The following is a 23,748-nucleotide window of genomic DNA, read 5'->3' as shown; positions in this document are numbered from 1 at the left end:
TGCTGCGCACCTGTCCGGGCTACACGTCCTTAGCCGTCTGCGATCCAGTAGGCCGGGCAAGGCGTTAGCCGCCGCCCGGCACCAGGGCGAAATACGCAGGGAGAAGCGTCCTCCTCCCTGCACCGTTTTACACGTTAACTGCCGCTTTCAGGCGGGCTTTCATCTCGCTGTAGCTGGTCCAGGCGTACTGCTCGGCCCAGCGCTGATCCTCAATCGCTTCCACCTTCACCGCACAATATTTGGTTTCCGGCGTCTTCGAGATTGGGTCGAGATTATCCTGAGTTAATTCATTACAGGCGCCCACCCACCACTGATAGGTCATATACACGGCCCCGAGATTTATGCGATCGCTGATGTCGGCGCGGGTAATTACCTTGCCGCGTCGGGAACTGACCCACACCAGCTGTTGATCGGCAATCCCCAGACGCTGTGCGTCGGCGCGGTTGATTTGCACCCGGCCCGGTTCATCAGCGAGCGACTGCAACGCCGCACAGTTACCGGTCATCGAACGACAGGAGTAATGCCCGACTTCGCGTACGGTGCACAGCACCAGCGGATACTCTGCATCCGGTATCTCCGCGGGCGCTCGCCACGGTGCGGCAAACAGCTGACCCTTTCCGGTTGGCGTATCGAACTGATTGCCCTTATACAGCCACGGCGTGCCGGGGTGATCCAGCGTTGGGCATGGCCACTGTACGTGGTTCATATCGCCCATTTTTTCATAAGTGACGCCATAGAACAGCGGGCACAGCTCGCGCATTTCGTCCCAGATCTGCTGGTTATTGTCGTAATGCATCGGGTAGCCCATTTCGCTGGCCAACAGACTAATTATTTCCCAGTCGCGCTTAACGTTACCGGTGGCAATAATCGCCTGTTCGAAGCGCTGAAAACCGCGGTCGGCGCAGGTAAAGACGCCGCCATGTTCGCCCCAGGAGGTGGCGGGCAGCAGCACATCGGCGATTTCTGCGGTTTTGGTCATAAAGATATCCTGCACCACCACAAAATCGAGCGCTTCGATACCTTTGCGCACCAGGCCCAGATCGGCCTCGGTCTGTAGCGGGTCTTCGCCCATGATGTAGTAGGCTTTGATCTCGCCGGTCAGCGCTTTATGCGGCACCTCGGTGATGCGGGTCCCAACTTTGTCGTCCATCAGCGCGGGATCAATACCCCAGGCTTTGGCGAATTTAGCGCGGGCATCGGCATCGGTGACATCCTGATAGCCAGGGAACATATTCGGCAACACGCCCATATCACAGGCGCCCTGGACGTTGTTTTGCCCGCGCACTGGTCCCACGCCGACGTTAGCGCGTCCGAGGTTGCCGGTTAACAGCGCGAGGCTCGCCAGCCCTCTGACCACATCCACCGCCTGACCAAACTGGGTCACGCCCATGCCCCACATAATGGTGGCGGAAGGTGCGGCGGCAAACATGCGCATTGCCTGACGAATCTCAAGCGCCGAAACGCCGACTATCTCTTCGACAGCCTCGGGGGAGTAGTCTTTGACCATTTCACGATAGGCATCCAGCCCTTCGGTATAACGCTCGACATAATCATGGTTATACAGATTCTCTTCCAACAGCACGTGGGCGAAGGCGTTAACCAGCGCCATATTACTGCCATTGTTGAGCTGGAGGTGGCGGTCGGCGATGCGGGCGGTTTCGATACGGCGCGGGTCGCAGACGATGATTTTCGCGCCGTTTTCGCGCGCTTTAATCACCCGACGGGCAACGATAGGGTGGGAATCGGCGCAGTTATAGCCAAATACCAGCAGGCATTTTGAGTTTTCAATATCGCTAATTGAGTTGCTCATCGCGCCGTTGCCGAGCGCCAACTGAAGACCGGCTACCGACGGGCCGTGGCAGACGCGGGCGCAGCAGTCGACGTTATTGGTGTTAAGCACCCCACGGGCGAATTTTTGCATCACATAGTTGGTTTCATTGCCGGTACCACGGGATGAGCCGGTGGTCATAATGGCGCGCGGGCCATGTTTTTCTTTTATTTCACGCAGTTTTTTCGCCGTGTAGCGGATAGCTTCATCCCAGCTGACCGGGGTGAATTTACCGCCTTTCTGGTAGCGAATCATCGGTTGCTGCAGGCGTGGCGTCAGCAGTTGCGTATCGTTGAGGAAATCCCAGCCGTAGTAGCCTTTGAGGCATAGCTGATTTTGGTTAGTCACACCATCGGCCGCTTCGGCGCGGATAATTTTATTGTTATCGACGACCAGCTTAAGTTTGCAACCGGCCCCGCAGTAAGGGCAAACGCTCGTGATTTTTTTCATCAGTAACAGACCTGTTAACAGAGAATAAACAACAACGGACAGACCGGGCCCGGCCCGCCTTTGTCAGGGCGTCCTCTGCCAGCGCATCGGCAGAGGACGGGAGCGTTATGCATACGCTGTGCCAAAATTTAACGTTATGATTTTATAGGGAATAGGGGGCTGGGCAGGCGAGGGTGATCATGATGTCGACACTAATGACGATGACATGACGCCCGTTGGGCGTCATGAAGGGCTGGGTCAGGCCAGCTTAAGCCGTAGCTGCGCGAGAGTCTCTGCGGGTAACCCGACTTCCTCGGCGGCGGCGCAAATCGCCTGCCAGCTCCCGGCATCCACTGGAATACCCTGCGCCAGACGCTCCTGACGGTTGGCTTCTTCCCACTCGCCCGGTGCCAGAATCGGTGTATTTTCATCATGCGGTGACTGTTTGCACCAGTCGATAAACGCCTCGGTCTCACGCTGCATATCTGGCGCGTCGAATGCTTCCGGGCTGAGAATGATGGTGGTCATACAGTTGAAAATAGCGTCTACGCTGGCTTGTAGATTCTCCTTATGCGAGGTTTTGCCACCGGATACCGCGCCGCCGATCACTTCACACAACGTCGCCAGCGCGTAGCCTTTATGCTCGGCAAAGGTCAACAGCGCGCCGAGCGGAGAGGTCTGCATAACCGCCGGGTCGGTGGTGGGTACGCCCTGAGCGTCAATCAATGAACCTGGCGGTACCGGAACGCCTTTGTGCCATGCGACGCGGGTCTTACCAAAGGCGATAGCGCTGGTGGCGTAATCCAGCAACAGCGGGGGATGGCCTTCGCGCGGGAACACCACGCACAGCGGGTTGGTACCGAAGCGGCTGTCTTTGCCACGGAACGGCGCGACCATAATATTGCCGACAACGTTCACGAAGTGAATAGAGATCATTCCGGCGGCGGCGCACTGTTCTGCCCAGTAGCCGATGCGGCCTATGTGGTGCGCGTTACGTAGTGCGACGGCGGCCATGCCGTGCTGTTTCGCTTTTTCGATGCCCATCTGCATGGCTTCGTGAGCCACTACCTGACCGAACCCGCCATTACCATCAAGGGTGACGACCGCGCCTGCATCCTTCATCACGCTGGCATGGCGGTTGAGCTGTAGACAACCCAGCGCGTGGGAACGTACATAGCTCGGGATCATGCCTACGCCGTGGGAATCATGACCGGCAAGGTTAGCAGCAATCAGATGGTCGGCAACGAGGGAGGCTTCGGTGGGAGTACTGCCCATATGAGTGAACAGCGTTTTAACAAATTGATGCAGGTCCGTAGCCTGGAAGCGATGTCCTGTCTGCACTGATTTTCTCCTGTTTTTGGGTTGCGGTATTGTTGTTTTATGATGTTTGCGCTTCCATGCTGCTCTGTACGTCGGAGAAGATCAAGGTTTGAACCTGGTATGTAAAGAGAGTTGCTGAGGGGCAGAGAACAGAGTTGAGGCCCGGAAGTCTGGTTGTGCTGTTAAGAATCATTATTATAAAAATCTCATAATAAATCTTACCTGTCGAACATGATGGGGATATAAAAGAGAGCGCAACAATGAATATCAGTGCATTATTTCTGATGACCATCGCTATTTTACTGCTGGGAATATCGGTATATAGCTTGCTAAGCTATATTAAAGAGCGCCGGGCCAAACGCTTTCGGCCTTTCCGCCAGCGATAAGTTTGATATCGAGAGGCGAGTTAACTCGCCTTGTTATAATTGTCTCGCCAGACCTTCGGTGATACGTGATATTTTTCGCGGAACTGCTTGCCAAATAATGGATGGCTGACAAAACCGCAAACCCAGGAAATCTGCTCAATTCGAAGCTGCAGGTTATTTTCCAGCATCTCTCGCGCAGCCTCTAAACGTATGTCTCTTATTAATGCCATCACCGATGTTTTCTGTTCATTAAAGGCTCTGTCGAGACTGGCGCGCGAGCAGCGTAGCGTTTGCGTCAGCATATCTGGCGATAAGCTATGTTGATGATAGTTCTGCATAATGAAATACTTAGCACCATTGAATAGATGGCTTAGCTTGCCTGGGGAAAATAAGCCTCTCTCTTTAGCGACGTCGGCAAGCATGATTAAAGCCATATTATGCAATCCATCAACGACGGTCGCCGTCTCTTTTGTTGACAGAATGGCAGACTGCGCATCCAGTAACTGCATATGTGATTTCAAAAATCCTGCCAGATGATGATTTTCTAAAGAGATCATTGGGCTGTTTAATTTTCCACTGAATACTTCGTTTATTTTATCGCTGCGCGGAATAACGTAGAGCTGTTTTACATCATTACATTGATAATGATAATAGTCGTTGCGTTGGTGAACAATTAACGTTCCTTGATTCACCTGTGAGCTGGCGGACTCTTTACGACCGCGAATAATTTGGTTGCCCTGAACGATCAGTGAAATATAAATCGAAGATTCCGTTGTCTGGTGCGGGTCGAATATCGTTTCGTTTTTTGAACCCATCGCACTACAATAATCTCCGTTAACGCCGGAGATAGTTTTATGAGTGGCAATAATCTCTTCCGGCCGCCGGTTATTAACTACTTCAATACCGTAGCAGTTAATGTTCTGCGACAATCTCTTATAGCGCTCTTCGGGGGCGATATCCGCTGCGCTTAAAACATGTGGAACGTACAGCGCCGTAGGTCTGGACATAGTTGTCTCTTATCCCAAGGTGACGGTTGCAGGTGGGTTGTTTTTACCTGTCGATTATAAGATTAATCTTAAAAAAAACCAGAGGTCAGGCGTTTTTTTACATTTCTCAGGTGCCCGGTATGCAACGAGTTTTATGACTATTATTTTTTCTAATAAATTGCCTGCAAGAAAGATTGTTTTTATATATGTAAAAAATAGGGTTAATATTTTTAAGCATAATTTTGATTGTCACGAAATATCAAATCAAGCAAATGCGTATTGTCTGGAGGGCTAGACAAAAGAATGGGAATGGTTGCACTCTATATTACAGATGCCAACTGATGGGAAAGATGAGCGCATGCGTAAAGGTAAAATTATTGTTTTAGTTTTGATGGTTTTTTGTATTCTTATTTTTGCAATTGTTGCCGCCTGGTTTTTACTGTCCAAAGACAATTTTGCCGTACCGGAAAACGCGGAAACAGAAGCCGCGGTTCTCCAGGTTGCTGGTTTAACGCGTAATGGGCAACGCGATCCGCAGGCGCTGATATCACTCTATCAACAACGCGTGGCGGTGCGTCAGGTAAATCTTGATAACGGTCAGTTGTTGGCTATGGGAGCAGAGAGCAACGTGAAAAAACGCTGTGTCGAACTGGCAGCGTCACGTGATCCGGCGCAAATCCGCCAGCGCTGTTCACTGGGTGAGGTTTATGTTGTTCGAGATAATAATGGTGAAATTCAGCAGGTTATACTTCCGGTTTACGGCAAAGGCGCGAAGTCGATGATGTATGCCTTAATCGCCCTTGAGACCGATGGCCGAACGGTAAAAGACCTGATGTATTACCAGCAGAATGAAACACCGCTGCTGGGGGCAAGAGTCGAAGACCCGGACTGGCGTAGCCAATGGCCAGGCAAAAAAATACGCGATAATAACGGCCAGCCGGCGCTAAAGGTTATTCAGAATAATCCCGGCCAGCATGATGACTATACGGTGGATGGAATTAGCGGCGCGACCCTGACTTCAACCGGCGTCGAGAAGAGTATTAATTACTGGGTGGGTGAGCAGGGGTACGGTAAGTTCCTTCAGCGGCTACAGCAAAATCCTGAAATATTAAATCGTTAAAAATAAATTCCGCAAAATATCCCTCAAACAACCGGTGTGAATACAGCACCGGTTTTTTATGCATCTGATCCCATTATTCCGCGATAGGAAAACCTCAACGCACGCCTAATAACCCAGAGTTATAAATATTTATTTCTTTGCAACATTTTACACAAATTGTCACAGTTTGACATTTTCATGATCCAGGTCATGTACATTACGAGTAAAAATGACAACGATAATCATTATCATTAACTCTAATGGGATGCGTCATGGCTGTTCCTCGTTCTTTCCTGCTGCTGATGTTGTTTAGCCTCGTGTTCGGCAGCGCGTGCGCGATGGCGCAGACCCACTATGCGCCGTATATCGAGGATATCGAGCAACGTCTTGATAAAACAGCCGAATTCTATCAGCAGCAAAAAAATACCGAAGCGCGCCGCGAGGTGCAAATGGCCTACTTTGAAGTGTTTGAAAACCTCGAAGGGCCAATCCGCATTAACATTTCGGCGCGGAAAAGCTACGAAATGGAGAGTACCTTCGGTGAGATCCGGCGCATGATTGGCGAGGGCAAACCGCAGAGCGAAGTTCAGGCGCGGATCGACGGGCTGAAGCAGGCGCTGCGTGAGGTGGAGCCGATACTGGACGGCGGGCATCGACTGGTGGCGGAAGAGCAGCATACCGCGCTGTCGCGCGATGACATTGCGCTGCACTGGCAAGATAGTTTTCGCACCATTGACGATATGCTGGCGCAGGCGGTAACGGAGTATCAGGCAGGTAACTATGCGCAGGCCAGCCAGCAGGTGCAGCAGGCGCACTATCAAGGCTTCAAAAACTCCGAAATGGAAACCTCGGTACGTCAGAATCGCTCGGCGAAAGAGGCCGCCGCCATCAACCAGCAGTTTACCGCGCTGATTACCCTGGCCTCCCAGCCGGACCGCCTGAACGATGTTTCGTATCAGGTCACCACGTTATTGCAGGATCTGGAAGATATTCTGCCAGGCCTGCCAACCACCCGTGACGATCAGCCGGTAAGCGCTCCGGCTAGCGCAGACAACGCCACACAGATCGAGGATACGGGAGCCCGGGCGGATTGGGTGAGCGTCGCTGCCGGGATTAACCAAAGCATCAATGCTGCTCTGGTGCGCTATCAGAACGGGGAAGGGCAGGATGCGATTCTCGATGTCCAGGACACCTATTTTGACCGTTTCGAAGCCACCGGAATGGAGAACAAAATCGGCTCCCGCGACTCGGCGTTTAAAACCTCCCTTGAAGCGCACTTTACCCGCATGGTTAGCCTGATGAAGGCCAACCAGCCGCAGGAAAAGCTGGTTGCCGAAGCCGCTGCGCTGGAGCAGGACCTGCAAAAAGCGGTGGCTATGCTGGGCGAGGGCGAAGAGACCCAATGGAGCCTGCTGCTCTACAGCCTGATGATCATCGTGCGCGAAGGGCTGGAAGCGTTGCTGATTGTGGCGGCTATCGTGGCCTATCTGGTTAAAAACAACCATCACGACAAGCTGCCGCTGATTCGCCAGTCGGTGATTGTCGCGCTGGTGGCCAGCGTGGCGACGGCGTTTATCTTCCAACTGCTGTTTACCAACTCCGGCGCCAGCCGGGAGCTGCTGGAGGGGATCACCATGCTGATTGCCGTGGTGATGCTGTTCTTTATGAGCTACTGGCTGCTGTCGAAGGTCGAAGCCCGCCACTGGAAAGCCTGGCTTGAGGGCAAACTCTCCCATTCGCTGTCGCGCGGATCGCTGGTAGGGCTGTGGCTAACCAGCTTCCTCGCGGTCTACCGCGAAGGTGCCGAAACGGTACTGTTCTACTACGCCCTGATTGGCGATGCCCAGGGGCTGCCGGGTCATCTTGCCATCGGTGCCGGGTTTGTTATCGGCTGCGTGGTACTGCTCATTGCCTGGCTCATCATGCGCTACTCGGTGGTTCGACTACCGCTTAAACCCTTCTTCATGTTCACCGGCGGTTTTATGTACCTGATGGCGTTTGTTTTCGCCGGTAAAGGGGTACTGGAACTGGTGGAGGGCAAACTATTCCAGCCAACGTTGATTAACGGGATGCCCGAAATCAGCTGGCTGGGGATTTACCCCTACGTGGAAACGCTGTTACCACAGATTGTATTGCTGCTCGCGGCGCTGGTGGCGTTATGGATCATGCGCCGCCGCCGGGCACCCGATGAGACCATTAAAACAAGTTTCTAACTATTTTAAGACGAGAGGATGAGTCAGATGACCATTAAGAAGACCCTGATTATCAGCGCAACCGTAGCCAGCATTTTCACCGCACCTGCGGCGCTGGCTTTTAAAGAGTATCCGGCTGGTGAGCCCGTCACCATGAATGAGATGGAGATCGCTGCGGTTTACCTGCAGCCGATCGATATGGAACCGCGCGGTATGGGTTTGCCGGCAGCGAAATCGGATATCCATCTGGAAGCCGATATCCATGCTGTTGAAGGCGGTAAAAATGGTTTTGGCGCAGGTGAATGGATCCCTTATCTGACCATCGCCTATACCCTGGTCAATAGCGACACCGGCGAAAAACAAGAAGGCACCTTTATGCCGATGGTGGCGAGCGATGGCCCGCACTACGGTGCGAATATCAAGATGATGGGCGTTGGTAACTACAAAGTGACCTACCACATTGACCCGCCGTCAAAAGCCGGGATGCACCGTCATACCGATAGCGAAACCGGCGTCGGCCGCTGGTGGAAGCCGTTTGATGTGAGCTATGAGTTTAAGTATGTCGGCCTGAACTAATTGTCTCCAGACGCTCAGATAGTTGACAACGTGCGCTCTTCAGGAATTGCCCGGCGGCGCTTTGCTTGCGCGGGCCTACGGAAAGCTCATAACCTGATGATGTTATGGGTTTTGTAGGCCGGGTAAGGCGTCAGCAGCCACCCGGCAGAAATGCGAACACCATAGTTAAAGCAGGTTTGTCATCAGTCTCAGCATCATCAGACGCGAGCGCTATTACGCAGGATGGTCGACGGGTCATCCTGCGGCGTATTTTTCATCCGCCGTACTGAGTTGAAGTCATGAGCTATTTTTTCGTCACGACGCTACAGGTCTTTTTCTGCATTGCGCTGCTCTCCGCCGTACTCTGGGGCCGCGGCAACCCTCCTGCACTGCGTCCGCTGGTCTGGACGCTGCTCACCGCGCTGGCTGGCGGACTGTTCGCCGGGCTGTTTATTCGCCCGAGCCAGTCGCTGGAGCTTCTGCTGGTTGGCGCGGAGATCCTCGTTTCTTTACTATTTTTGCTGAGCTTCTGGTGGTCAACGCCGCGGGTTCGCTATCTGTGGCAATGGGTTCTGACCTTCGGCGCGGCCCGCCATTGGGCGCTGGACCCGAACCTCGGCGGCCTGACCTCCACGCACGTGCTGAATACCGATCTACTGCTGAATCTGACCGCGCTGGTGCTGGCGTTCGCGCTTTTGTGCCTGGCGTGTGCGCTCTGCGCCATGCTGCTGCGCCGGATGCGCGGGTTCTACTGGCCGCTGACCCTGCTGCTGATGGTCCTGTTGTGGCTGCCGCTGAGCGGGAATTTGCTGCTGCTGTTGATGAAGCTACAGGTGGTGCCGCTGCTGAAACCGCTGCTGAGCTTCGTCGCCAAAGTGACTAACAATGCGGCGATGTATAACTGGGCCGCCGCCGCGGTACTGCTGTTAATGTGCCTGTTCTGGATCCCGGCGCTGCGCCGCTATTGCCGCAAGGTAAAAGCGACGGAAGAGCCAATCTCCCGCCGTCTGGCGCTGGCCGAACGCCGTGGAGCAACCCGGCTGTGGCTCACGACTATTTGCTGCGCGCTGGCGATTATCGGCGGACAGCTGTGGTGGGATCTGGTGGCTTCGCAGCCGCCGCGCTTATCCGAGGCGCAGCCGGTCACGCTGGCCGCTGACGGTCAAGTGCATATTCCGGTCGAACAGGTGCGCGATGGCAAACTGCATCGCTTTGTCTGGGTGGCGGATGACGGCAAAGCGATCCGCTTTTTTATCATCAACCGCTATCCCGACAAACTGCGTTTCGGCGTGGTGTTCGACGCCTGCCTGCTGTGCGGCGATCAGGGGTATGTGATGGAAGGCAATCAGGTGATTTGTGTTGCCTGCGGCGTGCACATCTTTATTCCTTCCATTGGCAAACCCGGTGGATGCAACCCGGTGCCGATCGACGACTGGCGCAACGATGACAAAGAGCTGACGATACCCGGCGCGGCCCTGGCCGTGGGGGGAAACTATTTCTCTACCGTCCTGACAATTAAAGTGACCGACCCGGTGGATGGTTCAACGCTGACCAACACCAGCGCCGACTTCAAATATAGCTATGGTGGTAAAACCTGGTTCTTCTCATCAGAAGCGAACTATGACCGTTTCCGCAATGCGCCAGAGCAGTTTGTTCCTGACGCAGTGAAGGAGGAGTAGCGATGCTGTGGCGAATGATCTACCAGTCATGGGGGCGCAATCTGCGGCGCAAAGCGCTGGCGGTATTGACCGTGTTTCTGGCGACCAGCCTAATCTCGGCGCTGCTGGCGGTCTCTATCGACATCGGCGACAAGATGTCCCGCGAGCTGAAATCCTACGGTGCCAATATTCTGATTGAGCCTGCAGGGCAGGCGGCGCTGCCCGCGCTGTTTAGCGAGCAAAGTAACCCGCTGGCCAGCGACGATTTTCTGGATGAATCCGAGCTGCCGAATATCAAAGATATCTTCTGGCGCAACAACATTGTTGGCTTCGCCCCGATGCTCGGCGGCGAAGTGAGCGTGGATGGCCATGATATCCGCGTGCTGGGGACCTTTTTCAGCCAGCCGGTCGCTATCCCGGATGAAGAGGGATACGAAACCGGGCAGCGAACGGTCAGCCCGTTCTGGCAGGTGAGTGGCGAATGGCCGCAGGAGCCGGTCGGTGAGACACCGCAAACCCTGGTCGGCCACGCGTTGGCGCGAAACTACGGCTGGAAGCCCGGCGATCGCCTGGCGTTAAAGGTCGCGGATAACGTGGTAAACGTGCAGGTGAGCGGTATTTTATCCAGCGGCGGCGATGAAGATAACCAGCTGGTCATGCCGCTTAGCGTGGTGCAGCAACTGCTGGGGCTACCGGGGAAAGTACAGGCGATCCGCGTGTCGGCGCTGACGGTGCCGGAAAACGAACTGTCGCGTCGGGCGCGTGAGGATCTCGAAGCGCTGAATGCCGAAGAGTACGATCTGTGGTACTGCACCGCCTATGTGTCGTCTATCGCCCACCAGCTTGAGGAGGCGATTTCCGGGGCGGAAGTGCGTCCGGTCTGGCAGGTTGCCGCTTCGGAAGGCGTGGTTATCGATAAAATTCAGCTGTTAATGGGCGTGGTAACGTTAGCCGCGCTGGCCGCCGCCGCGATGGGCATCGCCTCATTGATGACCAGCACCATTATGGAACGCGCCAAGGAGATTGGCCTGATGAAAGCGCTGGGCGCGCGGCAGTGGCAAATTCTGCTGCTGTTCTATCTTGAGGCGGCGCTGGGCGGCCTGGCCGGTGGAGCATTTGGCTGCATCGCCGGATGGGGGCTGGCGAAGGCTATCGGCCTGATGCTGTTTGATACGCCGCTTAATTTTGCCTGGGTGGTGGTGCCCTGCGTGCTGGTGATTGCGGTGCTGGTTGCGTTAATCGGCACCTGGTTCCCGGCGCGGCGTATTGCCCGTCTTTATCCTGTGGAGGTGCTGTATGGCCGTTAAGCGCGACATGCTGTGGTTATTAGTGTGGCGGGCGCTGCGGCTGCGTATGCAGCGGGTCAGCGTGGTATTTGCCGCGCTGGCGGTCGGTGCGACCATCGTCACGGCGCTTTCCGCCGTGTGGTTCGACATTAATAGCAAAATGAGCGAGGAACTGCGCACCTTTGGCGCGAACTTCTACATTGGTCCGGGCCATGGTACCAGCATGCCGCAGCCGGAACTGCAGGCGATTCTTGACGGCGCACCGGGTGGACTGATTCACGGCGCCAGCCCTTGGCTCTACGGTACCGCGCGCACCGAGCTGGAAAAAGTGGTGATGGTCGGCGTGTGGTTTGAGTCGCTGCAAAAACTGGTGCCCTATTGGCAGGTCAACGGCAGCTGGATCGGCGTTAGCTTTGACGATCGCAACGCGATGATTGGCGTGAAGCTGGCGCAGCGTCTGGCGCTGAATATTGGCGATAGCGTGACGCTGGTGGACCATAGTCGGCGCAAGAAACTGCTGATTAAGGGCATCGTTGAAGCAGGGGACGCGACCGACAATATGCTGATCGTCAGCCTCGACGTGGCGCAGTCATGGCTGCAAAAGCCCGGTGTTATCAGCCACGGGCTGCTTAGCGTCAGCAATGACCTCGGTCAGGTGGAGAGCTACGCCAGCCAGTTACAGCGGCAATACCCTGACCTTGAGATTCGTCCGGTGCGTAAAGTATCGGCATCTGAAGGGCAGGTGTTGGAGAAAATTAAGGGGCTGATGGGACTGGTATCGATAGTTATCCTTGCGCTCTCGTCCCTGTGCGTTAACACCACCCTAATGGCGATTGTCGGTGAACGCTCCCGCGAGTTTGCCCTGCAAAAAGCCCTGGGCGCCAGCAACGGCGATATCACCCGTCAAATGCTGCTGGAAACCAGCATCATCACCCTTGCGGCGGTGGTTTGCGGTTGGGTGCTGGGCTATCTGCTGGCGCAGCTGCTGGGATTAACGGTGTTTAACGCCAGTATCTCGCTGCGCCTGCCGGTGCTGCCGATTACCCTGATTCTGTCTTTACTGGTCGCCCTGCTGGCGGCCATTGTTCCGGTGCGGCGCGCGGTGAGCGTCGAACCTGCGAAAGTGCTGAAAGGAGAGTAACGCCATGACCGTCACGTCTTTGCGTCAGATGGCGATTGAAACGCGTCATTTATATAAGCGGTTCGGGGAAGTAACCGCGCTGGAAGATATCAACCTGCGCATCGCCCGCGGCGAGTTTGTCGCTATTATGGGGGCGTCTGGTTCCGGTAAAACGACGCTGATGAATATTCTCACCTGTCTGGATACCGCCAGCGAAGGGCAGGTGATCCTCGACGGAACCGACGCGGCGGCGCTGGATGAAGAGGGGCGCAGGCGCTTTCGCGCGCAGAAAATTGGCCTTGTGTTCCAGCAGTTCCACCTGATCCCGTTTCTGACGGCGCTGGAAAATATCATGCTGGCGCAGCATTACCACAGCGTGGTGGATGAAGCTGCCGCCAGAGCGGTGCTGGCTCAGGTCGGCCTTGAGCATCGTGTTACCCATCTACCGAGCCAGCTTTCCGGCGGTGAGCAGCAGCGCGTCTGCATTGCCCGGGCGCTGGTTAACGAGCCACCGGTTATTTTTGCCGATGAGCCAACCGGTAACCTCGATGAAGAGAACGAACAGCGGGTGCTGGATCTGCTGACCGATTTGCACCGCCAGGGGCGCACCATTGTGATGGTGACCCACAACCCGGCGCTGGGGCAGTTCGCCGATCGCATCGTGCGTTTGCAGCACGGAAAGTATCTGGGAGAGGAGGTGAATCATCATGCGCATGCCTAAAGTGATGCTTGTCCTGCTGCTGGTGCTGCTCGGCGGCTGCAAAGAGGAAAAGCTGGCGCGCGGCGAGGCGGCACCCGCGCTGGCGGCGTTTGATTTGCAGGGGGAATCGGCCAGCCTTGAGCGCTGGCAGGGCAAGGCGGTGTATCTCAATTTCTGGTCATCAAGCTGCGGCGGCTGTCTGGCGGAGATGGATTCCTTACAGGCGCTCAGCCAGCGCTGGCCGGATAAACTGGTGGTGGTGGGCGTCAATACCGACCCGGAATCAGTCGATATCGCGCCGCTGTTAGCTAAACATGGCATCAGCTATCCGGTGCTGCGCGACCAGCTCAAAATGACCCAGGAGCGCTATCAGGTTATCGGCACCCCAACGTCAATATTGATTGATAGCCATGGCACGGTGCTGGATTTGCATCAGGGCCTGCGCAAGCCCGAGGAGTTACAGATGGTGTTTAGCCAGCTGGCGCAAAAATAGTTTCCCCCGCGCGAGCAGTCTTGTAGCCCGGACAGGCGCGTTAGCGCCGCCTCCGGGAAAATAGTGGTAGCCCGGGTAAGGCGTCAGCCGCCACCCGGGATGTCTCACTTACAGATACTGGCTCAGTAGCGCCTCAAGGCTGTTCTGGTCCACGGCAAACAGGCGAATACCTTCGGCGAGCTTCTCCACCGCCATCGCATCCTGATGATGCGCCCAATAAAACTCCGCTTCACTCATTGCGGCGGGCTTCGCCTGAACCTCACCTTCATATGTCAACGGTGCGGGTACCGGCCCCTGAGTTTGCTGCAATTGCGCCAGCAGTGCCGGAGAAACGGTCAGACGGTCGCAGCCGTTAAGCGCCAGTACCTGTTCCGGCGTGCGGAAGCTGGCCCCCATCACCACCGTCCGGTAACCGTGCATTTTATAAAAGCGATAGATCTTCTGTACCGATTCGACGCCCGGATCGTTATCGACGGTGAAGGTGGTATCAGGGTTGTTTTTCTTGTACCAGTCGTAGATGCGACCGACAAATGGAGAAATCAGAAAAACCCCGGCATCGGCGCAGGCTCTGGCCTGGGCAAAGGAGAACAGTAGCGTCAGGTTGCACTGGATACCCTCTTTTTCCAGCGTTTCTGCCGCGCGGATCCCTTGCCAGGTGGCAGCGAGCTTAATTAAAACCCGCTCTTTACCAATTCCTTTCTCTTCATACAGCGCAATGATTTTCCGCGCTTTAGCTATGCTGGCCTGAGTATCAAATGAGAGGCGGGCATCCACTTCGGTTGAAATACGCCCGGGAACGCTTTTCAGGATCAACGCTCCGATACTTACCGCCAGATAATCGGCAATATCCGCAGGCTTTACCGTTTTTCCACTCTGGCGGGACTTCACCGCTGCGACGGCATCTTTCACCAGTTTTTGGTACTGCGGAAGCTGCGCCGCTTTATAAATAAGCGAAGGGTTGGTGGTCGCATCTTCAGGCTGATAAGCCATAATGCTGTCAATGTCCCCGCTGTCGGCAACAATGGTTGTCCGCTGCTTTAGTTGTTCAAGCTGATTCATCGCTATGACCTGTTTTTCAATAATAGGGCTGGAAACAACAAGGAGAAGGCAAGGCCCGCTCCTTATTGTTGACTGGGTGGGGGATTATTTTGCCTGCGCGACGCGGGAGGTCAGGCCTGGCATATTGAAGCATTCGGCTTCGTTCTGGATCATATCTTTAATTTTATTGACCACGTAACGCTCAGGCTCGACGCCAAACGACTTCAGATTGGCAAACATGGTTTGCATCTCTTTGACAACATCCGGTTTTTCGTAGTTGTAGTGGCCGCTGAGTTCAAGAATCTCTTTCAACAATTCTGGCTCGTTAAAGATTTGCTCTTCGGACTTGTTTTTGTGCTCATCGGTCATCCATTTTTCCCATTTGTGGCTCAGCACGCACTCGCGGGTCAGGACGGTTTTTAAATCAGACGCTGACTTGATAAAGCCTTTCGCCGCCAGATCTTTCTCGACTTCCGCCAGCTTCAGATAAGCGCGGGTTTCAATGGTGCCGTAGGCCGGGGCGACGTTCATCGCGGTGATGCCCAGACCCGGATGCTTCAGTAGAATTTCATCCGGCAGGTAGTCGCCGTTATGCTCTTTCAGGCCCACGCCGTGGCGGGTGCTGATAGCCGAAAGCTCTGCGGACTGCTTATCATTAAAGTGGCCAACGTTCTTGGTCAGGCGGGTCAGAGTGCCGGTTTGACCGACGATAAACAGCGGCTGCGGCAGCGATTCAGCGGCCAGACGCTTATTCAGCTCGATAATAAACCCTTCATAGGCGCTGACGTCGGTCAGGCCACCGTTGGTCTCTTCGGTACCGACTTCATAGAAGAACTCTTTCAGGTTATTGGCCTTGCGGTACTCTTCGCAGAAGCGAATCAGCTCAACGGTACGGCTCAGAACCAGTTCGATATCAATGACTTTACCAACAACGTACGGGTCTTTCGTCGGGTCAATATGCAACAGGTCGAAACCGGCATCCATATCAATCTGATAAGAGCGGCGGGCCAGCTTCATCGCTTCGGCTTCCGGAATATGATCTTTACGCTCTTTATCACGCTGCCATGGGCCGCCGTGGTCGCGGCAGAGGAAGTAATCGCCATCGAAGCCGACTTTTTCCGCCATCGCTTTCAGGTCGGCAGCAAAGCGGAACTGATCCCAGTTATTAACGTAACCCGCGCCAAACTCATCGGCATCAACCTGGTTGCGGCTGGCAATAAACATCAACGGCAGATCTTTTTCTTTACCCAGTTCAAAGCAGGCCTGAATTAACGCCGGAGACATTGGGCCAATTCCCAGCATCGTAGACTTGCCACCGTTAACAATATAATCGACGTACTGTTTCATTGTGTTTTTCATGATAACTCCTCAGACTTTATTCATATCAGAAGTGATTGTTTTTTTAGCCGACTCTTTTTTTACCGGCTCGCTAATATTGGGGCGCAGAATATGCAGACAGATGGCGGTGACAATAACGCCGATAAGCATATCGATGACGTACCACATTGGCGCTTTATTGACGCCAGCAATGGCAATTAATCCACCGTGGGGAACCATAGATTCGACGCCGTGAACCATAGCCAGACCGGCACCGACGGCGCTACCGATAATAATTGACGGCAGCACGGTCTTCAGATTTTTAACGGCGAAAGGAATCGCTCCTTCGGTAATGCCAATTAATCCCATAAAGGCAGCAGAGGTCCCCATTCTTCTTTCATCTTCAGCCCATTTACGCTGGGAAATAAAAGTCGAGAGGGCAATGCCGAGCGGTGGGATAGCGCAGGCAATACGGTAAGCGCCGTTCGGGCCATAAATACCTTCTGCCATTAATGCGAGGGTAAATGCCGTGGCGGTTTTATTGACCGGTCCACCCATATCAAAGGCCGCCATGGCGCCGAGAATTAAACCTAATACGACGCCGCTGCTTCCCTGCATATTAGAGAGCATGGAAACCAGCCATTTCATGGCAAAACCGATGGGCCCAATCAGTACGTACAGATAGAGCATGCCGACAATAACGCTTGAGACGATGGGAATAATCATGATCGGCATGACCGGCATCAGCACTTTGCCGACCTTCCAGGTTTTTACCCATTTAGCGACGTAGCCGCTGAGAATACCGAGCAGCATTGCGCCGAGAAAACCGGTTACCACGTGGTCCGCGCCTAGCGGCGTGCTGGCCATAAAACCAGTGATTAAGCCCGGCGTCAGCCCCGGCTTACCGGCGATAGAGTAGGAAATATAGGCCGCCAGCACCGGGATCATCATTCCCAGCCCGGCGCTGCCGATAGCGCCAAGGTTTAATAAGAATGGATTGGTGACGACCATGCCTTTGCCCGCAACCGGCTCGCCGCCAATCAGCGACAGCGCCAGACAGATGCCGCCGACCACCACCACCGGCATCATATATGACACGCCGGTGCTAAACGCTTTAACTAAATCATCCTTAATGGCTTTTGCTTTTTCCGACATTTTTTATCCTCCCGATACCCTGTATTTTTATGGGATGACATACGATTTACGGGCGTAGTCATCCCCGGGCGCTTTTGCGTCATAATTGAAATACAGCGTTCGCAGAAATTTAATTAACGTTTTTATTCACCGATGGCGAATGCCGAAATAAATTCGCATCGGTGGTTTGATTTATTTAACCAGCTTCTCGGCTCTGTCAATAATCGCCGCCGGATCGCGAACTACTTCCGCCGGATTGAGCGAAATAATCAGGCCAGCGTCTTCTTTTTCTTCAAAGCGTTCGACGCCTTCAATACCGATGGCAATTGCCAGAATAACCACGTCGGCTTCGGCGATTTCGTCTTCGCTTAATTCGTTTTCAATTCCCATTCCGCCCTGGGTTTCGACTTTGACGTCATAACCTCTTTTTTTACACTCCTGCTCAATCGCTTCCTGGGCCATATAGGTGTGGGCGACTCCGGTAATACATGCTGCGACTCCGACAATTTTCATGAGTGACTCCTGATTTTTATTTGGCTGTAATTTTAAAGATGGCTTAATAATTTCCTGATTTCATACGGCCAGAGTATTGGCCATCAGGTTGTAGAGTACGGTGACGTTTTCGGCCTGTTTTATTTCATTGCGGAAATCCTCTTTCATTAGCTTTCTGGCAAGCGTAGAGAAATATTTCATATGTTCGTTCGGGTCGGCGGATTTACTCACCGTCAGCATAAACACGGTTTCGACCTCCTGATCGCCCCACATAATGGGCGTCGCCAGGGTCGCCATACTGATAGTGGAGTAGTGAATATGGTCCGACTTGGTGTGCGGAATGGCGAAGCCATAGCCTACGGCGGTGGAGAATGAGTCCTCGCGCGCCCAGATGTCGTCGCTGAGTTGATCCCGATTATCGGTGCGATGGTGCAGCCACAGATTGTCGGTCATCTTTTTGATAACTTCGTTTTTATCACTGGCTTCCAGATCACAGAGAATGAAATCCGGGGCGAGGATCGGCATTTTGCTAACCGCTTTTACGTCCGGTGAACGCAGCGCGGTTTTGACCTCAGCAGAGCGTTTTAACGCCACGATATCCTGCGCTAGCCGCTGGCATTTAGCGAAACTCAGCTCCCGCAGCGCATGTTTAACGCCTGGAATCGAGGTGCCGCTCATGCTGAGCTCGTCAAAGCCCATGCCCACGAATAGCGGCAGAAAATCTTTGCTGGCGCCCAGCTCCCCGCAGATGCCAATCCACTTGCCAGCACGATGGACCTCATCGGCGGCAAACTGCATAGCGCGAAGAAATGCCGGGGCATAGTTGTCGTACACCGCCTCAACCTGCGTATTTCCGCGGTCGGCGGCAAAAAAGTACTGCGTCAGGTCGTTACTGCCGACGCTGAAGAAGTCCGCGTATTCGGCTATCTCACGAATTGCGAAGATGACTGAGGGCACTTCCAGCATCACGCCGAGCGAAATCTCATCGTTGAACGCCAATCCCTCGCTGCGCATCGCGCTTTTCACCTCCTCCAGCACTTCACGGCACCAGATAACTTCATCAACGTTAGCGATCATTGGGATCATGATTTTGGCATTGCCAAATGCCGAGGCGCTGAGGATGGCCTTGAGCTGCATGGCAAAAAGGTTGCGATAGTGCGGATAGGTGCGTACCGCCCGGAAGCCGAGAAACGGATTTTCCTCTTCACCGAGGTTCATATAGTCGACGGGTTTGTCGCCGCCGATATCGAAGGTGCGAAATATCACCGGCTTCCCTTCGGCGAGCTGCATCACCTGGCCGTAGAGCTCAGCCAGCTCGCAGTAGTCCGGTGCGGTTTCACGATCCATAAAGGACATTTCGGTACGGAACAGCCCAATACCTTCAGCGCCGTTGTTGAACGCGGCTTCGGCTTCCGCCAGGCTGGCAATGTTGGCGGCGATTTCGATGCTATGGTTATCGCGGGTCATCGCGGGTTGACGGACGTTAGCCAGCATCTGCTGTTGCATGGTCTGCTGCACGGTGATTTCGTTGCGGTAATAGCGCAGGACTTTTTCATCCGGTGCGGTAATCAAAATGGCCGGGTTACCATCGATGATGATGTCATTCTCTGCATTCAACGCCAGAGCTGAAAAATCGATATCCGTCAGGGTTGGGATACCAAGTGAACGGGCCAGAATAGCGGTGTGAGATGTTTTACCGGTGGCGGATAACACCATTCCGGCAAGATACTCTTTATTGATGCCGAGGAACTGACTCGGCGTCAGGCTATTGGCCAGAATAATCGATGGCTGTGTTAATTTAAGGCTGTTTTGTGGTAATACGCCAGCGCCATAAACCGAAGTAAGTAATTGCCCGGTAATATCGAGAACGTCCAGAGTGCGCTCTTTAATATATTTGCTTGATGAACGATTAAGAATTTCACAGAACGCTATGGCAGCCTTAATGATCGCATTCCAGGCATTTTCTCCGCCCACAATCGCGGTGGAAATATGGTGCTGGAAGGTTGCATCGGTAATTATTGATAAATGCGCTTGCAGGATATCATGCTCAACGCCTTTTTGGGTTTCCAGCGCGGTCTGTTTATCATGTTTGAGCGTTTCTAAACCTGCCATAAAAATACGCTGCTGGTGCTCAGTGGAATATTCACCGCCGGGGTTACGCGCCAGCATTTCATCCAGTGACAGGCTCTGAATACGAACGGGTCTGGCAATGGCCACACCGCCGCTGATGCGTGAACCCTGAATAAAACTGAGCTGGGTTTCCCGTAGAGAGCGTGGGAGATAGCCTGCTGGCGCTGTTGTTTCTTCCACCTGGCTGACTTCGAAAGATGGGAGTTTTTTGAGCAGCGTACTCAGCTGTTGGGCAGCGTTTGCAGCATCTTTTCCGCTGATGGTAATTTCACAGGCGTCGCTGAGTAAGGTATCGGTGGCGACAATAGAAAGCGCGCTTTTGCCATTGCCTGACATTCCGCTGCGAATATTATTCCAGCACACCGCAGATTGAAAAGTATTACACAGTCGTTCGATATGCCCCGCCGGTCGGGCGTGAATACCATCCTTCAGATTACATTGATACGTTATTATCTCTGACATTGTCACTCCCGAGAATCTTTAAGCGAAAGCTAATTAATTTTTTGAGCAGGTATTAATGCCTGCGTTTCATGTTTTATATCCTTTATCGTTCTCGCTCTGCTTTGAATAGAAAAAAAGTGACCTTTGCTCGAATAAAAAAGCTCGGTTGTTATTTTGTGATCGCAGTCATAAATTTAGCGTGTAAAATCTCTTGTGATAGTTATCACACTCTTATTAACGATCGAAGGTCGGTAACGTATTTGCTATTAAAGTGCTTTTCTTTCTATTTAATGGTTGTGGGGTAATGGAGTAAAAATAAAACACACTCATTTATTTTGCCGTGGTAGATACGATGCATTTTCGTGGAGTATTACTGGATTTAGACGGAACGCTGGTGAACTCGCTGGATTTCGTTGAGGCTTCCTGGAGTTTATGGGCGACTAAAAAAGGCCTGGAGCCGAGGGCGGTATGCCATTATCTCCACGGTAAACCCGCCCTGAGCACGCTGCACCACTTTATGCCCGATGCCAGCGAACAAACCATCATTGATGAATTTCTCGCGTTGGAAGAGTTTGAAGCGCGCAATACTGAAGGCATTACCGCAGTGAACGGTGCGGTTGATTTTCTCCGCCAGCTGGAGCAGTTGCAGGCTCCCTGGGCCATTGTGACTTCCGGGTCGATGAAGGTGGCCTCGGCACGGATCCGCCAGGCCGGGTTTCCGTTTCCGCCGGTTCTGGTGACCAGCGAAGATATTCATCACGGCAAGCCGCATCCCGAGCCGTTCCTGACGGGTGCAGCCCGACTCGGTCTTTCTCCCGCTAACTGCCTCGCTTTTGAAGATTCCACTGCCGGTCTGCTTTCTGCTACCCAGGCGGGATGCGTAGTGGTTGAAGTGTTGACCCGTCAGTCGGTGGTTCACGATATCGATACCTGGCAAACCATTGATAACTACCTTGACCTGCGCGTAATGCACAAGGGTGAGGCGGATTTTTTCCTTAAGATTTAGAGGGAGTTTTAAATGTCATCACGAAAAACCCTGGCCAATGCCATCCGTATGCTGAGCGTTGATGCCGTGCAGCGGGCGAACTCCGGCCATCCGGGCGCTCCGATGGGAATGGCGGATATTGCCGAAGTGCTGTGGCAAGATTTTCTCAACCATAACCCGAATAACCCCGCATGGGCCAACCGCGACCGTTTTGTGCTCTCCAACGGCCACGGTTCGATGCTGATCTACAGCCTGCTACACCTGACCGGCTACGACCTGCCAATGGATGAGCTAAAAAACTTCCGTCAGCTGCATTCGAAAACGCCGGGCCACCCGGAAGTGGGCCATACCCCCGGCGTGGAAACCACCACCGGGCCGCTGGGCCAGGGGATCGCCAACGCGGTCGGCATGGCGATTGCCGAGAAAACCCTCGCGGCGCAATTTAACCGTCCGGGCCATGAAATCGTCGATCACTTCACATATGCCTTTATGGGTGACGGCTGCATGATGGAGGGCATTTCACATGAAGTGTGCTCTCTGGCGGGGACGCTGAAGCTCGGTAAGCTGGTGGCGTTCTACGACGATAACGGCATCTCTATCGATGGCCATGTTGAGGGATGGTTCACCGATGATACCGCTAAACGCTTCGAGGCCTACGGTTGGCACGTGGTGCGCGGAGTCGATGGGCACGACCCTGAATCCATCCGCGCCGCGATTGATGTCGCAAAGTCGATTACCTCCATGCCAACGTTAATTATCTGCAAGACGGTGATTGGTTTTGGCTCGCCGCAGAAAGCGGGTACCCATGAGGTTCACGGCGCGCCGCTGGGCGAGGCCGAGGTGGCGGCGACGCGTGAGGCGCTGGGCTGGCCGCATCCGCCGTTTGTTATTCCTTCTGAGATAGCCGCTCAGTGGGATGCTCGCAAATTAGGGCAGGCGAAGGAGGCTGCATGGAACGAGAAGTTTGCCGCCTACGCTCAAGCCTTCCCCGAGCTGGCTGGCGACTATACCCGCAGAATAAAGGGGCAACTGCCAGCAGACTTTGCCAGCAAGGCGCAGGCGTTTATTGAAAAATTACAGGCCAAACCGGCGAAAATCGCCAGCCGCAAAGCCTCGCAGAATGCAATTGAAGCCTTCGGTCCCTGGCTGCCTGAGTTTCTCGGCGGATCTGCGGATCTGGCACCGTCGAACCTGACCTTGTGGTCCGGCTCTAAAGCGATTAACGAAGACAGCGCCGGGAACTACATCCACTACGGCGTGCGCGAGTTCGGTATGACCGCCATCGCCAACGGTATTGCGCTGCACGGCGGCTTCCTGCCGTACACCTCGACGTTCCTGATGTTTGTCGAATACGCACGCAACGCGGTGCGCATGGCGGCGCTGATGAAGCAGCGCCAGGTGATGGTTTATACCCACGACTCTATTGGTCTGGGTGAAGATGGCCCGACTCATCAGCCAGTCGAACAGATTGCTTCATTGCGCCTGACGCCGAACCTCAGCACCTGGCGTCCCTGCGACCAGGTAGAATCGGCGGTGGCGTGGAAATATGGCGTTGAGCGGCAGGATGGCCCGACCGCGCTGATTTTCTCCCGGCAAAACCTGACCCAGCAGGAACGGACCTGGCAGCAGGTGCAGGATATCGCGCGCGGTGGCTATATACTGAAGGATTGTGACGGGCAACCACAGCTGATTCTTATCGCGACCGGTTCCGAAGTTGAGCTGGCAATGGCTGCATATCAACAACTGACGGCAGAAGGCGTGAAGGCGCGGGTGGTCTCGATGCCGTCCACCGATGTCTTCGATACACAGGATGCGGCGTATCGTGAAGCGGTGTTGCCGAAAGCGGTTACCGCTCGCGTGGCAGTGGAAGCCGGTATCGCTGACTACTGGTTTAAATATGTCGGGCTGAACGGCGCGATTATCGGTATGCAGAGCTATGGCGAGTCCGCCCCGGCGGAACAGCTTTATCAGGCGTTCGGTATTACCGTTGAGGTGGTGTTGCAGCAGGCAAAAGCGCTTCTGGCTTAACCTTTAACGGCCCCTTATACCCTAAATAATTCGAGTTGCAGGAAGGCGGCGACGCAGTGAATCCCCAGGAGCTTACTCTAGTAAGTGACTGGGGTGAGCGAGGAAAGCCAACGCACAAGCAACTTGAAGTATGACGGGGATATACGCTAAGG

The 23,748-nt window shown here is 54.2% G+C and carries 19 protein-coding genes; 11 read left to right on the top strand and 8 right to left on the bottom strand.

Annotation, left to right across the window (positions count from 1 at the left end; all coding sequences use genetic code 11):
* Window positions 1-127: 127 nt before the first annotated feature.
* Together fdhF and HV127_RS24010 are read right to left on the bottom strand one after the other, a co-directional pair.
* On the bottom strand, window positions 128-2,278 hold the full coding sequence (gene fdhF / locus HV127_RS24015) for a formate dehydrogenase subunit alpha (RefSeq protein ID WP_182239295.1): 2,151 nt from the start codon (window positions 2,276-2,278) through the stop codon (window positions 128-130).
* 237 nt (window positions 2,279-2,515) lie between these two features.
* The gene (locus HV127_RS24010; protein ID WP_182239293.1) at window positions 2,516-3,598 is read right to left on the bottom strand and encodes a malate/lactate/ureidoglycolate dehydrogenase; all 1,083 of its coding nucleotides are present in this window, start codon (window positions 3,596-3,598) and stop codon (window positions 2,516-2,518) included.
* 245 nt (window positions 3,599-3,843) lie between these two features.
* Between HV127_RS24010 and HV127_RS24005 the strand changes: the two genes are divergently transcribed.
* Complete coding sequence (locus tag HV127_RS24005) at window positions 3,844-3,963, top strand: small membrane protein (protein ID WP_228727535.1); 120 nt, start codon at window positions 3,844-3,846, stop codon at window positions 3,961-3,963.
* A gap of 20 nt (window positions 3,964-3,983) precedes the next feature.
* Here the strand turns inward: HV127_RS24005 and HV127_RS24000 are convergent, their stop codons facing one another.
* Window positions 3,984-4,871, bottom strand: coding sequence for an AraC family transcriptional regulator (locus HV127_RS24000; protein ID WP_228727494.1), 888 nt, complete (start codon window positions 4,869-4,871; stop codon window positions 3,984-3,986).
* 415 nt (window positions 4,872-5,286) lie between these two features.
* Here HV127_RS24000 and nqrC point away from each other — a divergent pair, with 415 nt between their 5' ends.
* From nqrC to HV127_RS23960, 8 genes are all read left to right on the top strand, one after another.
* The gene (gene nqrC / locus HV127_RS23995) at window positions 5,287-6,048 is read left to right on the top strand and encodes an NADH:ubiquinone reductase (Na(+)-transporting) subunit C (RefSeq protein ID WP_182239287.1); all 762 of its coding nucleotides are present in this window, start codon (window positions 5,287-5,289) and stop codon (window positions 6,046-6,048) included.
* A 251-nt stretch (window positions 6,049-6,299) separates the two neighbouring features.
* On the top strand, window positions 6,300-8,240 hold the full coding sequence (locus tag HV127_RS23990) for an FTR1 family protein (RefSeq protein ID WP_182239285.1): 1,941 nt from the start codon (window positions 6,300-6,302) through the stop codon (window positions 8,238-8,240).
* A 27-nt stretch (window positions 8,241-8,267) separates the two neighbouring features.
* A complete protein-coding gene (locus HV127_RS23985) occupies window positions 8,268-8,795 on the top strand; it encodes an iron transporter (protein WP_064176588.1) in 528 nt (175 codons plus the stop codon).
* A gap of 278 nt (window positions 8,796-9,073) precedes the next feature.
* Entirely contained in the window at window positions 9,074-10,453 is a 1,380-nt protein-coding gene (locus tag HV127_RS23980) for a Fe-S-containing protein (protein WP_182239283.1), read from the top strand.
* 2 nt (window positions 10,454-10,455) lie between these two features.
* The gene (locus HV127_RS23975) at window positions 10,456-11,739 is read left to right on the top strand and encodes an ABC transporter permease (RefSeq protein WP_182239281.1); all 1,284 of its coding nucleotides are present in this window, start codon (window positions 10,456-10,458) and stop codon (window positions 11,737-11,739) included.
* Window positions 11,729-12,859 (top strand): FtsX-like permease family protein, encoded by a 1,131-nt coding sequence (locus tag HV127_RS23970; protein WP_182239278.1) that lies wholly within the window; start codon window positions 11,729-11,731, stop codon window positions 12,857-12,859. The genes HV127_RS23975 and HV127_RS23970 overlap by 11 nt, the downstream gene beginning before the upstream one ends.
* A gap of 4 nt (window positions 12,860-12,863) precedes the next feature.
* Complete coding sequence (locus tag HV127_RS23965) at window positions 12,864-13,559, top strand: ABC transporter ATP-binding protein (RefSeq protein ID WP_064176584.1); 696 nt, start codon at window positions 12,864-12,866, stop codon at window positions 13,557-13,559.
* Window positions 13,546-14,031, top strand: coding sequence for a TlpA disulfide reductase family protein (locus tag HV127_RS23960; RefSeq protein ID WP_182239276.1), 486 nt, complete (start codon window positions 13,546-13,548; stop codon window positions 14,029-14,031). Before HV127_RS23965 ends, HV127_RS23960 begins: the two co-directional genes overlap by 14 nt.
* 108 nt (window positions 14,032-14,139) lie before the next feature.
* Here the strand turns inward: HV127_RS23960 and tal are convergent, their stop codons facing one another.
* The 5 genes from tal to ptsP all read right to left on the bottom strand — a co-directional run bounded on the left by tal (window position 14,140) and on the right by ptsP (window position 20,604).
* Window positions 14,140-15,090 (bottom strand): transaldolase, encoded by a 951-nt coding sequence (tal, locus tag HV127_RS23955; protein ID WP_182239274.1) that lies wholly within the window; start codon window positions 15,088-15,090, stop codon window positions 14,140-14,142.
* A gap of 84 nt (window positions 15,091-15,174) precedes the next feature.
* Window positions 15,175-16,428 carry a class II D-tagatose-bisphosphate aldolase, non-catalytic subunit gene (locus tag HV127_RS23950; protein ID WP_139537463.1) on the bottom strand — a complete coding sequence of 418 codons (1,254 nt, stop codon included), beginning with the start codon at window positions 16,426-16,428 and terminating at the stop codon, window positions 15,175-15,177.
* A gap of 9 nt (window positions 16,429-16,437) precedes the next feature.
* Window positions 16,438-17,541: a PTS fructose transporter subunit IIC gene (locus HV127_RS23945; RefSeq protein WP_139537462.1), complete on the bottom strand. Its 1,104-nt coding sequence runs from the start codon at window positions 17,539-17,541 to the stop codon at window positions 16,438-16,440.
* Between the two features lie 171 nt (window positions 17,542-17,712).
* The gene (locus HV127_RS23940) at window positions 17,713-18,033 is read right to left on the bottom strand and encodes a fructose PTS transporter subunit IIB (RefSeq protein ID WP_009484320.1); all 321 of its coding nucleotides are present in this window, start codon (window positions 18,031-18,033) and stop codon (window positions 17,713-17,715) included.
* 60 nt (window positions 18,034-18,093) lie between these two features.
* A complete protein-coding gene (gene ptsP, locus HV127_RS23935) occupies window positions 18,094-20,604 on the bottom strand; it encodes a phosphoenolpyruvate--protein phosphotransferase (protein WP_182239272.1) in 2,511 nt (836 codons plus the stop codon).
* Between the two features lie 331 nt (window positions 20,605-20,935).
* On the opposite strand from ptsP, the gene HV127_RS23930 reads away from it, so the two are divergent.
* Together HV127_RS23930 and tkt are read left to right on the top strand one after the other, a co-directional pair.
* On the top strand, window positions 20,936-21,589 hold the full coding sequence (locus HV127_RS23930) for an HAD-IA family hydrolase (protein WP_182239270.1): 654 nt from the start codon (window positions 20,936-20,938) through the stop codon (window positions 21,587-21,589).
* A 12-nt stretch (window positions 21,590-21,601) separates the two neighbouring features.
* A complete protein-coding gene (gene tkt, locus HV127_RS23925) occupies window positions 21,602-23,596 on the top strand; it encodes a transketolase (RefSeq protein WP_182239268.1) in 1,995 nt (664 codons plus the stop codon).
* Window positions 23,597-23,748 lie beyond the last annotated feature (152 nt).

Origin of the sequence: Klebsiella sp. RHBSTW-00215 (assembly GCF_014103785.1) — a bacterium.
GTDB lineage: Bacteria > Pseudomonadota > Gammaproteobacteria > Enterobacterales > Enterobacteriaceae > Klebsiella.
Note: the sequence above shows the minus strand (reverse complement) of the source record. Positions and strands in the feature narration are given on the sequence as shown.

What these genes read in the sequence shown, in the direction of transcription:
- HV127_RS23975 (WP_182239281.1), top strand. Translation starts at nt 10,456, where the DNA reads ATGCTGTGGCGAATGATCTACCAGTCATGGGGGCGCAATCTGCGGCGC.
- nqrC (WP_182239287.1), top strand. Translation starts at nt 5,287, where the DNA reads ATGCGTAAAGGTAAAATTATTGTTTTAGTTTTGATGGTTTTTTGTATT.
- fdhF (WP_182239295.1), bottom strand. Translation starts at nt 2,278, where the DNA reads ATGAAAAAAATCACGAGCGTTTGCCCTTACTGCGGGGCCGGTTGCAAA.
- HV127_RS23980 (WP_182239283.1), top strand. Translation starts at nt 9,074, where the DNA reads ATGAGCTATTTTTTCGTCACGACGCTACAGGTCTTTTTCTGCATTGCG.
- HV127_RS23985 (WP_064176588.1), top strand. Translation starts at nt 8,268, where the DNA reads ATGACCATTAAGAAGACCCTGATTATCAGCGCAACCGTAGCCAGCATT.
- tkt (WP_182239268.1), top strand. Translation starts at nt 21,602, where the DNA reads ATGTCATCACGAAAAACCCTGGCCAATGCCATCCGTATGCTGAGCGTT.
- HV127_RS23970 (WP_182239278.1), top strand. Translation starts at nt 11,729, where the DNA reads ATGGCCGTTAAGCGCGACATGCTGTGGTTATTAGTGTGGCGGGCGCTG.
- HV127_RS23960 (WP_182239276.1), top strand. Translation starts at nt 13,546, where the DNA reads ATGCGCATGCCTAAAGTGATGCTTGTCCTGCTGCTGGTGCTGCTCGGC.
- HV127_RS23990 (WP_182239285.1), top strand. Translation starts at nt 6,300, where the DNA reads ATGGCTGTTCCTCGTTCTTTCCTGCTGCTGATGTTGTTTAGCCTCGTG.
- ptsP (WP_182239272.1), bottom strand. Translation starts at nt 20,604, where the DNA reads ATGTCAGAGATAATAACGTATCAATGTAATCTGAAGGATGGTATTCAC.
- HV127_RS23930 (WP_182239270.1), top strand. Translation starts at nt 20,936, where the DNA reads ATGCATTTTCGTGGAGTATTACTGGATTTAGACGGAACGCTGGTGAAC.
- HV127_RS23945 (WP_139537462.1), bottom strand. Translation starts at nt 17,541, where the DNA reads ATGTCGGAAAAAGCAAAAGCCATTAAGGATGATTTAGTTAAAGCGTTT.
- HV127_RS23950 (WP_139537463.1), bottom strand. Translation starts at nt 16,428, where the DNA reads ATGAAAAACACAATGAAACAGTACGTCGATTATATTGTTAACGGTGGC.
- HV127_RS23940 (WP_009484320.1), bottom strand. Translation starts at nt 18,033, where the DNA reads ATGAAAATTGTCGGAGTCGCAGCATGTATTACCGGAGTCGCCCACACC.
- tal (WP_182239274.1), bottom strand. Translation starts at nt 15,090, where the DNA reads ATGAATCAGCTTGAACAACTAAAGCAGCGGACAACCATTGTTGCCGAC.
- HV127_RS23965 (WP_064176584.1), top strand. Translation starts at nt 12,864, where the DNA reads ATGACCGTCACGTCTTTGCGTCAGATGGCGATTGAAACGCGTCATTTA.